General features: G+C 61.9%; 13 protein-coding genes. 6 read left to right on the top strand and 7 right to left on the bottom strand.

From position 1 onward, the window contains the following. Positions 1-54 precede the first annotated feature (54 nt). From PverR02_RS04745 to mreB, 4 genes are all read right to left on the bottom strand, one after another. A complete protein-coding gene (locus tag PverR02_RS04745) occupies positions 55-651 on the bottom strand; it encodes a Maf family protein (protein WP_057004251.1) in 597 nt (198 codons plus the stop codon). Positions 652-702: 51 nt separating this feature from the next. Beyond that, positions 703-1,191 carry a rod shape-determining protein MreD gene (mreD, locus tag PverR02_RS04740; RefSeq protein ID WP_046384686.1) on the bottom strand — a complete coding sequence of 163 codons (489 nt, stop codon included), beginning with the start codon at positions 1,189-1,191 and terminating at the stop codon, positions 703-705. Continuing rightward, positions 1,191-2,288: a rod shape-determining protein MreC gene (gene mreC / locus PverR02_RS04735; RefSeq protein ID WP_079442865.1), complete on the bottom strand. Its 1,098-nt coding sequence runs from the start codon at positions 2,286-2,288 to the stop codon at positions 1,191-1,193. Before mreC ends, mreD begins: the two co-directional genes overlap by 1 nt. 140 nt (positions 2,289-2,428) lie before the next feature. Then, on the bottom strand, positions 2,429-3,466 hold the full coding sequence (gene mreB / locus PverR02_RS04730; RefSeq protein WP_002555108.1) for a rod shape-determining protein MreB: 1,038 nt from the start codon (positions 3,464-3,466) through the stop codon (positions 2,429-2,431). A gap of 210 nt (positions 3,467-3,676) precedes the next feature. Between mreB and gatC the strand changes: the two genes are divergently transcribed. The 6 genes from gatC to PverR02_RS04700 all read left to right on the top strand — a co-directional run bounded on the left by gatC (position 3,677) and on the right by PverR02_RS04700 (position 8,902). Continuing rightward, positions 3,677-3,964, top strand: a complete 288-nt coding sequence (gene gatC / locus PverR02_RS04725) for an Asp-tRNA(Asn)/Glu-tRNA(Gln) amidotransferase subunit GatC (RefSeq protein WP_017845404.1) — start codon at positions 3,677-3,679, stop codon at positions 3,962-3,964. Between the two features lie 16 nt (positions 3,965-3,980). Continuing rightward, positions 3,981-5,432, top strand: coding sequence for an Asp-tRNA(Asn)/Glu-tRNA(Gln) amidotransferase subunit GatA (gatA, locus tag PverR02_RS04720; protein WP_057004249.1), 1,452 nt, complete (start codon positions 3,981-3,983; stop codon positions 5,430-5,432). Positions 5,433-5,442: 10 nt separating this feature from the next. After that, entirely contained in the window at positions 5,443-6,888 is a 1,446-nt protein-coding gene (gene gatB, locus PverR02_RS04715) for an Asp-tRNA(Asn)/Glu-tRNA(Gln) amidotransferase subunit GatB (RefSeq protein WP_017845406.1), read from the top strand. Positions 6,889-7,045: 157 nt separating this feature from the next. Then, on the top strand, positions 7,046-7,417 hold the full coding sequence (locus PverR02_RS04710; protein ID WP_046384689.1) for a septal ring lytic transglycosylase RlpA family protein: 372 nt from the start codon (positions 7,046-7,048) through the stop codon (positions 7,415-7,417). A gap of 58 nt (positions 7,418-7,475) precedes the next feature. Continuing rightward, positions 7,476-8,522: a calcium/sodium antiporter gene (locus PverR02_RS04705; RefSeq protein WP_079442864.1), complete on the top strand. Its 1,047-nt coding sequence runs from the start codon at positions 7,476-7,478 to the stop codon at positions 8,520-8,522. Beyond that, entirely contained in the window at positions 8,519-8,902 is a 384-nt protein-coding gene (locus PverR02_RS04700; protein ID WP_017845409.1) for a carboxymuconolactone decarboxylase family protein, read from the top strand. Before PverR02_RS04705 ends, PverR02_RS04700 begins: the two co-directional genes overlap by 4 nt. Positions 8,903-8,929: 27 nt before the next feature. On the opposite strand, the gene PverR02_RS04695 is transcribed toward PverR02_RS04700, so the two are convergent. The 3 genes from PverR02_RS04695 to PverR02_RS04685 form a co-directional block, all read right to left on the bottom strand. Then, positions 8,930-9,871, bottom strand: coding sequence for an AEC family transporter (locus PverR02_RS04695; RefSeq protein WP_079442863.1), 942 nt, complete (start codon positions 9,869-9,871; stop codon positions 8,930-8,932). Positions 9,872-10,071: 200 nt separating this feature from the next. Beyond that, positions 10,072-11,625: a galactarate dehydratase gene (garD, locus tag PverR02_RS04690; protein WP_046384692.1), complete on the bottom strand. Its 1,554-nt coding sequence runs from the start codon at positions 11,623-11,625 to the stop codon at positions 10,072-10,074. 12 nt (positions 11,626-11,637) lie between these two features. Further along, positions 11,638-13,008: an MFS transporter gene (locus tag PverR02_RS04685; RefSeq protein ID WP_079442862.1), complete on the bottom strand. Its 1,371-nt coding sequence runs from the start codon at positions 13,006-13,008 to the stop codon at positions 11,638-11,640. Between the last annotated feature and the right edge of the window lie 109 nt (positions 13,009-13,117).

Below are 13,117 nucleotides of genomic sequence, written 5' to 3'. Positions count from 1 at the left end.
GGCGTTTTCACAATAGTGGCCGATCGCTTAAGGCTGGGCGCTGGTGTACGGCGTTCAGCGCGCGGTAAGGTTTTGCCAACAGGGTATGCCGAATTGGCCAAGCAACTGCGCGGTTTCGCACACCGGCAAGCCGACCACGGCGGAATAACTGCCATTGAGCCCGGCCACGAACACCGAGCCCAGCCCCTGGATAGCATAACCCCCGGCCTTGTCCTGAGGTTCGCCACTGTGCCAGTAGCTTGTAGCCTCCTCGACAGAAATCCCACGAAAAAGTACGCGACTGCTTACACATCGGGTGTCACAGCGCTGACCGTCCGTGAGAGCAACGGCCGTCAGCACTTCATGTTCACGCCCTGCCAGCGCCAGCAACATGGCCAGGCCGTCGGCCTGATCCACCGGTTTGCCAAGGATCTGGCCGTCGACGATCACCGCCGTGTCGGCGCCCAGCACACAGGCCCCGGAGGTTTCCCCGAGGGCAGCGAAACCCGCCGCGGCCTTGGCGCGCGCCAGACGCTCGACGTAGGAAACAGGAGATTCGTTGGTAAGAGGCGTTTCATCAATCGCGGCGCTGACCACGGTGAACGGCACACCGATCTGGGTCAGCAGTTCACGCCGCCTTGGGGAGCCCGAGGCCAGATAAAGCGAATTCATTGCAGACTCTCCCTGTGGGGTTCGATAACCAGGCAGAGCCTCGCAATCCATTCAATTGATTTTATAGCGGCGACATAACCCGCGCAGACCGAAACTGACCCACGGCCACAGCAACGCGCTGACCAGGGCCGGCAACACCAGTGCCAAGGTCGGCTGTCGGTTGCCGGTCAAGGCACTGAGCCACAGCTGCACCAACTGCGCCAGGCCGAAGATCACCAGGATCACCAGGCACTGTTGCCACATCGGGAACATGCGCAGGCGCTGCTGCAATGAGAGCACCAGGAAGGTGATCAAGGTCAGGATCAACGCGTTCTGCCCCAGCAAGGTGCCATAGAGCACATCTTCCGCCAAGCCCAGAAACATTGCGGTGACCATGCCCACTTTATGCGGCAGGTTCAGCGACCAGAATGCCAGCAGCAGGGCCAGCCAGAGCGGACGCAGGATTTCCATGAACTGCGGCAGCGGCGAAACACTGAGCAGCAAGCCGAGAGCAAAGGTCAGCCAGACGATCCAGCCATTGCGCGAATGAGTACCGGCCATTATTCCTCCCTCTGCCGCGTGGTTGCCCGGGCGGCGGGCGTCGCGGGCGCAGGCGCGGCGGCCGGCGGTTTGGTCGCCGCCGGTTTCACCGGGCGAGCGCTGTGAGCGGCCGGCTTGGCTGGCGTGGCCACGGGCGCAGTCACCGCCGGCGCTGTTGCAGGCGGTGTGGCTGGCGCGGGTTTGGGTACGGTCGCCGGGATGATCGGCGCGGTGCCGTTGCGTTTGTCTTCCGCTTCCTGGGCCTGAGCGGCGTCGTTGGCGCGCTCTTCCGGGGTGCGGTTGTCGCTGAAGACCAGCAACAGGTAGCGGCTGCGGTTCAGCGCGGCCGTCGGCACGGCGCGGACAATCGCGAAAGGCTGGCCGGAGTCGTGGATCACTTCCTTGACCGTCGCCACCGGATAACCCGCCGGGAAGCGCTGACCCAGGCCGGAACTGACCAGCAGGTCGCCTTCCTTGATATCGGCGGTGTCGGCCACATGACGCAGTTCCAGCCGCTCCGGGTTACCCGTACCGCTGGCAATCGCGCGCAGGCCGTTGCGGTTGACCTGCACCGGAATGCTGTGGGTAGTGTCCGTCAGCAGCAATACCCGCGATGTGTAGGGCATCAACTCGACCACCTGCCCCATCAGGCCACGGGCATCGAGTACCGGCTGACCAAGAACCACACCGTCGCGCTCACCCTTGTTGATGATGATGCGATGGGTAAAGGGGTTGGGGTCCATGCCGATCAACTCGGCGACTTCGACCTTCTCGTTGACCAGAGCGGAGGAGTTGAGCAACTCGCGCAGCCGAACGTTCTGCTCGGTGAGGGCCGCCAGCTTTTGCATGCGCCCCTGCAGCAGCAGGTTTTCAGTCTTGAGTTTTTCGTTCTCGGCGACCAGCTCGGTGCGGCTGCCGAATTGGCTGGCCACGCCCTGGTAGAGACGTTGCGGCAGGTCGGTGATCCAGTAAGTCTGCATCAACACCAGCGACATCTGGCTACGCACGGGTTTGAGCAGTGCAAAGCGAGCATCGACCACCATCAGCGCGACCGAAAGCACGACCAGCACCAATAAGCGCACGCCCAATGAGGGGCCTTTGGCGAAAAGCGGTTTAATAGGCCGCTCCTCCCAGGCAAATGTTCTCTCTATTCATACGGCATCTAACCGGCCTGGATGCAGATTGAAGAAGATAAACGCCAACAGGCAGCACTGCAAAGTGCTGCCTGCGGGCGAAACATGGGCTTACCAGCAATCACTTATTCGCTGGAGAGCAGGTCCATGGTGTGTTTATCCATCATTTCCAGTGCACGGCCACCGCCACGGGCGACGCAGGTCAGCGGGTCTTCGGCGACGATCACCGGCAGGCCGGTTTCCTGGGCCAGCAACTTATCGAGGTCGCGCAGCAAGGCGCCACCACCGGTCAGTACCAGGCCACGCTCGGCGATATCGGAAGCCAGCTCCGGCGGCGATTGCTCCAGCGCGCTCTTCACCGCCTGAACGATGGTGGCCAGGGACTCTTGCAGAGCCTCGAGCACTTCATTGGAGTTCAGGGTGAAGGCACGTGGCACGCCTTCGGCCAGGTTGCGACCGCGCACATCAACTTCGCGCACTTCGCCGCCCGGATAAGCGGTACCGATTTCCTGCTTGATGCGCTCGGCAGTGGATTCGCCGATCAGGCTGCCGTAGTTGCGACGCACATAAGTGATGATCGCTTCGTCGAAGCGGTCACCGCCCACACGGACGGATTCGGCATACACCACACCGTTCAGGGAAATCAGGGCGATTTCAGTGGTACCACCACCGATATCCACCACCATCGAACCGCGCGCTTCTTCAACCGGCAGGCCGGCACCGATCGCAGCAGCCATCGGCTCTTCGATCAGGAACACTTCACGGGCACCGGCACCAAGGGCCGATTCACGGATGGCACGACGCTCCACCTGGGTGGACTTGCACGGTACGCAGATCAGCACACGAGGGCTGGGCTGCAGAAAACTGTTTTCGTGAACCTTGTTGATGAAGTACTGCAGCATCTTCTCGCAGACACTGAAGTCGGCGATCACGCCGTCTTTCATCGGACGAATGGCCGCGATATTGCCTGGTGTTCGGCCGAGCATGCGCTTGGCCTCGGTGCCGACGGCAACGACACTTTTCTGATTACCATGGGTCCGAATAGCCACAACCGATGGCTCATTCAGGACGATACCGCGCTCGCGCACGTAAATAAGGGTGTTGGCAGTGCCCAGGTCAATGGAAAGATCGCTGGAAAACATGCCACGCAGTTTCTTGAACATGGGGAAAGGACCCTAGGCAACGCGTGGGTAAAAAAGTGCGGCAAACTCTAACAACGACAGGGATTTTGGGCAAGGCGCCAATGTGCTAAATTGGCCGACTTTCTACGCACCAACCCCCACAATCGCGGCCATATGACCGTAGAAATGCGGTAGTGTTCCGACAATCTAACACACGGACGCCCTCCGTTCTGTTTTCCACTGGAGAATCCCATGGCGCTTGAACGCTCCGACGTGGAAAAAATCGCACATCTGGCCTCGCTTGGCCTGAATGATGCCGATCTTCCACAGACCACCGCAGCCCTGAACAGCATTCTCGGGCTGGTTGACCAAATGCAGGCCGTGAATACCGACGGCATCGAGCCCCTGGCTCACCCGCTGGAAGCCACCCAGCGCCTGCGCGCAGACGTCGTGACCGAAGTCAATCATCGCGAGGCCTACCAGTCCATCGCGCCAGCGGTCGAAAACGGCCTGTATCTGGTTCCGAAAGTCATCGACTAAAGGGAAAGAGCCTTTCATGCATCACATGACTCTGGCCGAGATCGCCCGCGGTCTCGCCGACAAAAAGTTTTCTTCCGAAGAGCTGACCAAGACCTTGCTGGCGCGTATCGCCGAGCTCGACCCCAAGGTCAACAGCTTCATCAGCATCACCGAGGAGCTGGCCTTGAGCCAGGCCAAGGCCGCCGACGCACGTCGCGCCAACGGTGAGAACGGCGCGCTGCTGGGCGCACCGATCGCCCACAAGGACTTGTTCTGCACCCAGGGCATTCGCACCAGCTGCGGCTCGAAGATGCTCGACAACTTCAAGGCGCCCTACGACGCCACCGTGGTGTCCAAGCTGGCCGCCGCCGGGGCCGTGACCCTGGGCAAGACCAACATGGACGAATTCGCCATGGGCTCGGCCAACGAGTCGAGCTACTACGGCGCGGTGAAAAACCCGTGGAACCTGGACTGCGTGCCAGGCGGCTCGTCCGGTGGTTCGGCGGCGGCGGTTGCCGCGCGCTTCCTGCCGGCGGCCACGGCCACCGACACCGGCGGCTCGATCCGCCAGCCCGCCGCGTTCACCAACCTCACCGGGCTGAAGCCGACCTACGGTCGCGTGTCCCGCTGGGGCATGATCGCCTACGCCTCCAGCCTTGATCAGGGCGGTACCCTGGCACGCACTGCCGAAGACTGCGCAATATTGTTACAAGGTATGGCAGGCTTCGACGCACAGGACTCCACCAGCGTCGACGAGCCGGTGCCGGACTACAGCGCCAGCCTCAATACCTCGCTCAAAGGCCTGCGCATCGGCGTACCGAACGAATATTTCAGCGCCGGCCTCGACCCGCGTATCGCCGAACTGGTCCACAACAGCGTCAAGGAGCTGGAAAAGCTCGGCGCCGTGATCAAGCCAATCAGCCTGCCGAACAACCAGCACGCGATTCCGGCGTACTACGTGATCGCGCCGGCCGAAGCGTCCTCCAACCTGTCGCGGTTCGACGGCGTGCGTTTCGGTTACCGCTGCGAAAACCCGAAAGACCTCAACGACCTGTACAAACGTTCCCGTGGCGAAGGCTTCGGTGTCGAAGTGCAGCGCCGGATCATGGTCGGTGCCTACGCCCTGTCGGCCGGTTACTACGACGCGTACTACCTCAAGGCGCAAAAAATCCGTCGCCTGATCAAGAACGACTTCATGGCGGCGTTCGAAGAAGTCGACGTGATCCTCGGCCCAACCACGCCGAACCCGGCCTGGAAGATCGGCGCCAAGACCGGCGACCCGATCGCCGAGTACCTGGAAGACCTGTACACCATCACCGCCAACCTCGCGGGCTTGCCGGGCTTGTCCATGCCCGCCGGTTTCGTCGATGGCCTGCCGGTCGGCGTGCAATTGCTTGCCCCGTACTTCCAGGAAGGCCGCCTGCTCAATGTGGCGCACCAGTACCAGTTGAACACCGACTGGCACACTCGCACCCCTACCGGCTTCTGAGGAGAACACTATGCAATGGGAAGTCGTGATCGGGCTGGAGATTCATACCCAGCTCGCCACCCAATCGAAGATTTTCTCCGGTAGCGCCACCACGTTCGGCGCAGAACCCAACACCCAGGCGAGCCTGGTAGACCTGGGCATGCCCGGTGTGTTGCCGGTGCTGAACCAGGAAGCGGTACGCATGGCGGTGATGTTCGGCCTGGCGATTGACGCCGAGATCGGCCAGCACAGCGTGTTCGCGCGCAAGAACTACTTCTACCCGGACCTGCCCAAGGGCTATCAGATCAGCCAGATGGAGTTGCCGATTGTCGGCAAAGGCTACCTGGATATCCCGCTGGAAGACGGCACCATCAAGCGTGTCGGCGTAACCCGCGCGCACCTGGAAGAAGACGCCGGCAAGAGCCTGCATGAAGAGTTCAACGGTGCCACCGGCATCGACCTGAACCGCGCCGGCACGCCGCTGCTGGAGATCGTGTCCGAACCGGACATGCGCAGCGCCAAGGAAGCCGTGGCCTACGTCAAAACGATCCACGCGCTGGTGCGCTACCTGGGCATCTGCGACGGCAACATGGCCGAAGGCTCGCTGCGCTGCGACTGCAACGTGTCGGTCCGGCCAAAGGGCCAGGTCGAGTACGGCACCCGCTGCGAGATCAAGAACGTCAACTCGTTCCGTTTCATCGAGAAGGCGATCAACACCGAAGTGCGTCGCCAGATCGAACTGATCGAAGACGGCGGCAAGGTGATCCAGCAAACTCGCCTGTACGACCCGAACAAAGACGAAACCCGCGCCATGCGCAGCAAAGAGGAAGCCAACGACTACCGTTACTTCCCCGATCCGGACCTGTTGCCGGTGGTCATCGAGGACTCGTTCCTCAATGACGTGCGCGCCACCCTGCCGGAATTGCCGCCGCAGAAACGCGAGCGCTTCCAGGCGCAGTTCGGCCTGTCGGTCTACGACGCCAGCGTCCTCGCGTCGAGCCGTGAGCAAGCCGACTACTTTGAAAAAGTCGTGAGCATCGCCGGGGACGCCAAGCTGGCGGCCAACTGGGTGATGGTGGAATTGGGCAGCCTGCTGAACAAACAGGGCCTGGAAATCGACGAAGCACCGGTCTCGGCCGAGCAGTTGGGCGGCATGCTGCTGCGCATCAAAGACAACACCATCTCCGGCAAAATCGCCAAGACCGTGTTCGAAGCCATGGCCAGCGGTGAGGGCAGCAGCGACGAGATCATCGAGAAGCGCGGCCTCAAGCAAGTCACCGACAGCGGCGCCATCTCGGCGGTGCTCGATGAAATGCTCGCGGCCAACGCGGAGCAGGTCGAACAATACCGCGCGGCAGACGAAGCCAAGCGCGGCAAGATGTTCGGCTTCTTTGTCGGCCAGGCCATGAAAGCCTCCAAGGGCAAGGCCAACCCGCAACAGGTGAACGAACTGCTGAAAAGCAAGCTCGAAGGCTGATCGCGATGAAAGGGCCGAGTGAGATTTCATGCTCGACTCGGACCTCCTGTGGGAGGGGGCTTGCTCCCGATAGCGGTGATTCAGTCAAAACACCAATGACTGACACTCCACTATCGGGAGCAAGCCCCCTCCCACATTTGATAAGGGGATACCTTGAATGAAGCGCTTACTTGGCCTTTTAGCCGTGTTCTCTTTGCTGGCCGGTTGCGCCAGCAGCCTCATCGACCCCAACGGCTACGACGAAACCGGCACCGCGTCTTACTACGGCGCCAAGCACCATGGCAAAAAAACCGCCAGCGGTGAACCTTTCAACCAGAACGCCCTGACCGCCGCCCATCGGCGCCTGCCTTTCGGCACGCAGGTCAAGGTGACCAATCTCGATACCGACAAATCCGTGGTGGTACGCATCAATGATCGCGGCCCGCACACCCGTGGGCGGCTGATCGATCTGTCGCGCCAGGCCGCCGCGCAACTGGGCATGCTGAGCAGCGGCACCGCACGGGTTCGTGTGCAAGCCCTGAGCAATTGACGACGGAGCCCTGGCCATTTTCGGATTAACCGCCCTCTCGCCCTGGAGCCTGATCGAATTGATCAGCGGCCTGCTGCTGCTGATCGTCGGCGCCGAAATCCTGGTGCGCGCCGCGGTGCGCCTGGCTGCCAGCCTCAAGGTCCGCCCGCTGATCATCGGCCTGACGATCGTCGCCTTCGGCAGCAGTGCGCCGCAGATGACCGTCAGCCTGCAAGCCACCCTCGCCGGCAATACCGACATTGCCGTGGGCAGTGTGATCGGCAGCAGCATTTTCAACATCCTCGTCACCCTGGGCCTGTCGGCGCTGATCATTCCGCTGCGGGTCTCGCGGCAACTGGTGCGCCTGGATATCCCGGTGATGATCCTCGCCGGCCTGCTGGTGTTTACCCTGGCGGCCAATGAAGAACTGACGCCACTCGACGGTTCGCTGCTGCTCGCGGCCCTGCTGGCCTACCTCGGCGTGCTGCACTACCAGACCCGCCATTCACGGCGCCCGCGCACACTGGACACGGTGGCCAAGGCGCCCTGGTTGAGCAGCGTATTGCTGATGTTCGGCGGCTTGCTGGTGCTGGTGCTGGCCGGGCATTTGTTGCTGGGTGCGGCGGTGGATGTGGCAAGCGACCTGGGCCTGTCGGAACGCATCATCGGCTTGACGCTGATCGGCGTCGGCACTTCACTGCCGTGCCTGGCCACCTCGCTGATCGCGGCCCTGCGCGGTCAGCGGGATATCGCCGTGGGTAACGTGATCGGCAGCAACCTGTTCAACCTGCTGGGCGTACTGGGGCTGACCGCCCTGCTCGCGCCCTCGCCGCTGTCGGTGTCGCCCAATGCCCTGGATTTCGACCTGCCGGTGATGCTCGGCGTGGTGGTGTTGTGCCTGCCGGTATTTTATACCGGCTACCGCGTGACCCGTGCCGAAGGCCTGGTGCTGCTGGGCTTGTACCTGGCATATGGGCTGCATGTGATGGCGTTCACCACCGGCATGAGCCTGGCCAACAAACTTGAACAACTGATGCTGTATTACGTCCTGCCAGTGCTGGTGGCTTTCCTGTTGTTCAGCACGCTGCGAGCCTGGCGCCGCCAACACAAGAGGGAATCGCAATGACCGATCAGAAAAAGCCCGGAGTTGAAATGCGTCGTCAGGTGATGGGCGATGCGTTCGTCGATCGCGCCCTGGGCAACGCCACCGAATTCACCCAGCCGCTGCAGGACTTCGTCAACGAACATGCCTGGGGCAGCGTGTGGAACCGCGAAGGCTTGCCGCTGAAGACGCGCAGCCTGATCACCCTCGCCGCCCTCACCGCGCTCAAGTGCCCGCAGGAACTCAAAGGCCATGTGCGCGGCGCGCTGAACAATGGCTGCACCGTCGAAGAAATCCGCGAAGCGCTGCTGCATTGCGCGGTGTATGCCGGTGTGCCGGCGGCGATCGAGGCGTTTCGCGCGGCGCAGGAAGTGATTGAGGCGTATCAGGCGGACAAGCAGTGATGGTCAGGTAGCTATCACCGGCACAGCTCAGATCCACCCGCCCGCCTGCAACACAAAAATCCCGATATTCGTGGTCACCGCCGCCATCAAGGTGGTGATCACGATAATCGCCGCCGCCAGCTCATGATTCCCCTGCGCCGCCCTGGCCATCACAAAGCTCGCGGCCGCCGTCGGTGCGCCGAAGTACAGGAACAGAATCCCCAGTTCCGGCCCGCGAAACCCGAGCAACCACGCCCCCAGGGTGGCGACCACCGGCAGCCAGACCATCTTCATCAAGCTCGCGCTCAGCGCCATGTTGCCGCTCTTGCGCAACGCCGCCAGCGACAAGGTGCCGCCGATGCAGATCAGCGCCAACGGCAACGTCATGTCGGCCAGGTACTGCGCGGATTTTTCCAGCCAGCCCGGCAAGCCAATCTGGAAATAGGCGAACGGCGCGGCCACGATCACGCTGATGATCAGCGGGTTGGCCAGCACACTTTTGCAGATGCTCCACGGGTCGGACTTGATCACCGGGCTGTACACCGCCAGCACAATGGTCGACAGCGTGTTGTAGAACAGGATCACCAGCGCCGCGAGAATCGCGCCGAGGGAGATGCCGTAATCACCGTACATACTGGCCGCCAGCGCCAGGCCGATCACCCCGTTGTTGCCGCGAAACGCGCCCTGGGTGTAGATGCCCCGGTCTTCACGCTTGCAGCGCAAAATCGCCCAGCCCCAGGCCAGGGCAAAGCTCAACAGCGTGGCGACGGCGAAGTAGATCAGCAAACCCGGCTTGAGCGCCGAATGCAGGTCGGCATGCAGGATGCCGAGAAACAGCAGCGCCGGCATGGTGACGTTGAACACCAGGGACGATGCCGTATGGATAAAGCTGTCGTTGATCCAGTTGATGCGCTTGAGCAGCACACCGAGGAACAACATGGCAAACACCGGCGCGGTGATGGTGAGGGTGGTGAGGAAGATAGCCAGCATGCCGGGGAGAACCTTGGTGGGCGTCGTTAGGGGGCTAATGATAAGCCATACGGCCCAATGGCGCCTGATAGACCGCTATCGGGGGCAAGTCGAGTCGTCGCACCGCCCCTCCCACACTGAATCTGCGTCAGACACACAACGGATGAACACCGCAGACCCTATGTGGGAGGGGGCTTGCCCCCGATAACGGCGACTCGGTCTCAGGTAATCGGCGCCGGGTTGAACAACGTAATGTCGTTATGCAGCTTGTGCTGCTCCGCCCACGTCTGCTTCCTGCCGCTGGCTACATCCAGGTAGAAGTGGAACAACTCCCACCCCAACTCCTCAATGCTCGCACGCCCGGTGGCGATGCGCCCCGCGTCGATATCGATCAGGTCCGGCCAGCGCTGCGCCAGCTCCGTGCGTGTCGAGACCTTCACCACCGGGGCCATCGCCAGTCCGTAAGGCGTGCCGCGCCCGGTGGTGAACACATGCAGGTTCATCCCCGCCGCCAGTTGCAAGGTGCCACACACGAAGTCGCTGGCCGGCGTGGCGCAAAAGATCAAGCCTTTGCCCTTGAAGCGTTCACCCGGGCCGAGCACGCCGTTGATCGCGCTGCTGCCGGACTTGACGATGGAGCCCAGGGACTTCTCGACAATGTTCGACAACCCGCCCTTCTTGTTCCCCGGCGTGGTATTGGCGCTGCGATCCGCCTCGCCCTTGGCCAGATAACGGTCGTACCAGTCCATTTCCCGTACCAGTTCCTCGGCGATTTCCTTGGTTTGCGCACGAGAAGTCAGCAGGTAGATGGCATCACGCACCTCCGTGACTTCGGAAAACATCACCGTCGCCCCCGCTCGCAGCAACAAGTCCGAAGCGAACCCCAGCGCCGGGTTGGCGGTGATGCCGGAAAATGCATCACTGCCGCCGCACTGCATGCCCAGGATCAGCTCGGACGCCGGCACGGTTTCCCGGCGGCGCTGGTCGAGCTTCTTCAGGCGCACCTCGGCCAGGGCCATGATCTGCTCGATCATCTCGCTAAACCCGTGGCTGGAATCCTGCAGGCGATACAGCCACGGCTCGCTCAGGTCGACGGAGCTGTCGTTGTCGTGCATCACCTGCCCGGCCTGCAATTTCTCGCAGCCCAGGCTGATCACCAGGGCTTCGCCACCCAGGTTCGGGTTGCGCGCCAGGTTGCGCACGGTGCGGATCGGGATATACGCATCCGTCGCGGTGATCGCCACCCCGCAGCCGTAGCTGTGGGTCAGCGCCACCACGTCATCGACATGCGGGTACTTGGGCAGCAACTCGTCCTTGATGCGCTTGACCGCATGGTCCAGCACACCGGTGACGCACTGCACGGTGGTGGTGATGCCGAGGATATTGCGCGTGCCCACGGTGCCGTCGGCATTGCGATAGCCCTCGAAGGTAAAGCCTTCCAGCGGCGCCTGGGCCGCTGGCACCTCGGTGGACAGCGGCAAGCTGTCCAGCGGCGGCGCGGTGGGCATGCGCAGTTGATCTTCCTGCACCCAACTGCCGCGTGGAATCGGCGCCAGGGCGTAACCGATGGTTTGGCCGTAGCGAATGATCCGACCGCCTTCGGGGATATCTTCGAGGGTCACTTTGTGGCTTTGTGGAATGAAATCCACGGTCACCAGGCCGTCCGGGAACTCGGTCCCGGCCGGTACACCCTGGTCATTGACCACGATCACCACGTTGTCGCGCTCGTGCAAACGAATCGAGCGCGGCGAGTCAGCATGTTCAATCAACTGCATCACACGGCCCCTTCAGGAATGCGCTTGGGTAAGGTTGGTCAACTCAGGCCCTTGGCTTGGCGGCTCTTTGAGTACCACGCGTTTGATCGGGCCGACAATCACCAGGTAACTGAACACGGCCACCAGCGCGTTCGCGCCGACAAACACCAGCGCCCATTTGAACGAACCGGTGGTGCTGATGATGTAACCGATGACAATCGGCGTGGTGATCGACGCCAGGTTACCGAAGGTGTTGAACAGGCCGCCACTGAGCCCGGCGATCTGTTTCGGCGAGGTGTCGGACACCACCGCCCAACCCAGTGCGCCAACGCCTTTGCCGAAGAAGGCCAAAGCCATGAAACCCACCACCATCCACTCGATATCCACGTAGTTGCAGGCCACGATGCTGCTGGAGATCAGCAGGCCGCCAATGATCGGCGCCTTGCGGGCGAAGGTCAGGGAATGACCTTTGCGCAGCAGGTAGTCGGAGATCACCCCGCCCAACACACCGCCGATAAACCCGCAGATCGCCGGCAATGAGGCAATGAACCCGGCCTTGAGAATGGTCATGCCGCGGTCCTGCACCAGGTACACCGGGAACCAGGTCAGGAAGAAGTAGGTGATGCCGTTGATGCAGTACTGGCCCAGGTACACGCCGAGCATCATGCGGTTGGTCAGCAACTGGCGGATGTAATCCCACTTCGGACCGTCGGTTTTCTTACCCTTGCCCTTGCCCTTGTCCTGGTCCATATCGACCATCGCACCGTTGGCCGCGATGTGATTGAACTCGGCTTCGTTGATCAGCGGATGCTGGCGCGGGCTGTGGATAACTTTCAGCCAGACCAGCGAGAACAGGACGCCGATCACGCCCATCACGATAAACACGTGCTGCCAGCCGAAGCTGTAGACGATCCAGCCCATCAGCGGCGCGAACAGCACCGTGGCGAAGTACTGCGCCGAGTTGAAGATCGCCGAGGCCGTGCCGCGTTCGGCGGTGGGGAACCAGGCGGCCACGATGCGCGCGTTACCCGGGAAGGATGGCGCTTCGGCCAGGCCCACCATAAAGCGCAGCATGAACAGCGCCACGACTGCCGTGGAGACACCGAACTCACCGACATAGCCTTGCAATATGGTGAACAGTGACCAGGTGAAGATGCTCAGGGCATAGACTTTTTTCGAGCCGAACCGATCGAGCAGCCAGCCGCCGGGGATTTGCCCGGCCACGTAGGCCCAACCGAATGCAGAGAAGATGTAACCGAGGGTGACCGCGTCGATGCCGAGGTCTTTTTGCAGGCTGGAACCCGCAATTGCGATGGTGGCCCGGTCGGCATAGTTGATCGTGGTCACCAGAAACAGCATGAGCAGGATCAAATAGCGGACATGGGTCGGCTTGGTCGCTTGCATGTAGAAGTACTCCCACTAATTATTTTTTTTGCGGGTGATATTTATGTGTTGCTGGACGCCGCCCCTGTAGGAGCGAGCTTGCTCGCGAAAAACTCAAAGGCACCGCGTG

It is taken from the genome of Pseudomonas veronii, assembly GCF_002028325.1.
GTDB lineage: Bacteria > Pseudomonadota > Gammaproteobacteria > Pseudomonadales > Pseudomonadaceae > Aquipseudomonas > Aquipseudomonas veronii.
This window is presented reverse-complemented; position numbering and strand designations above follow the sequence as displayed.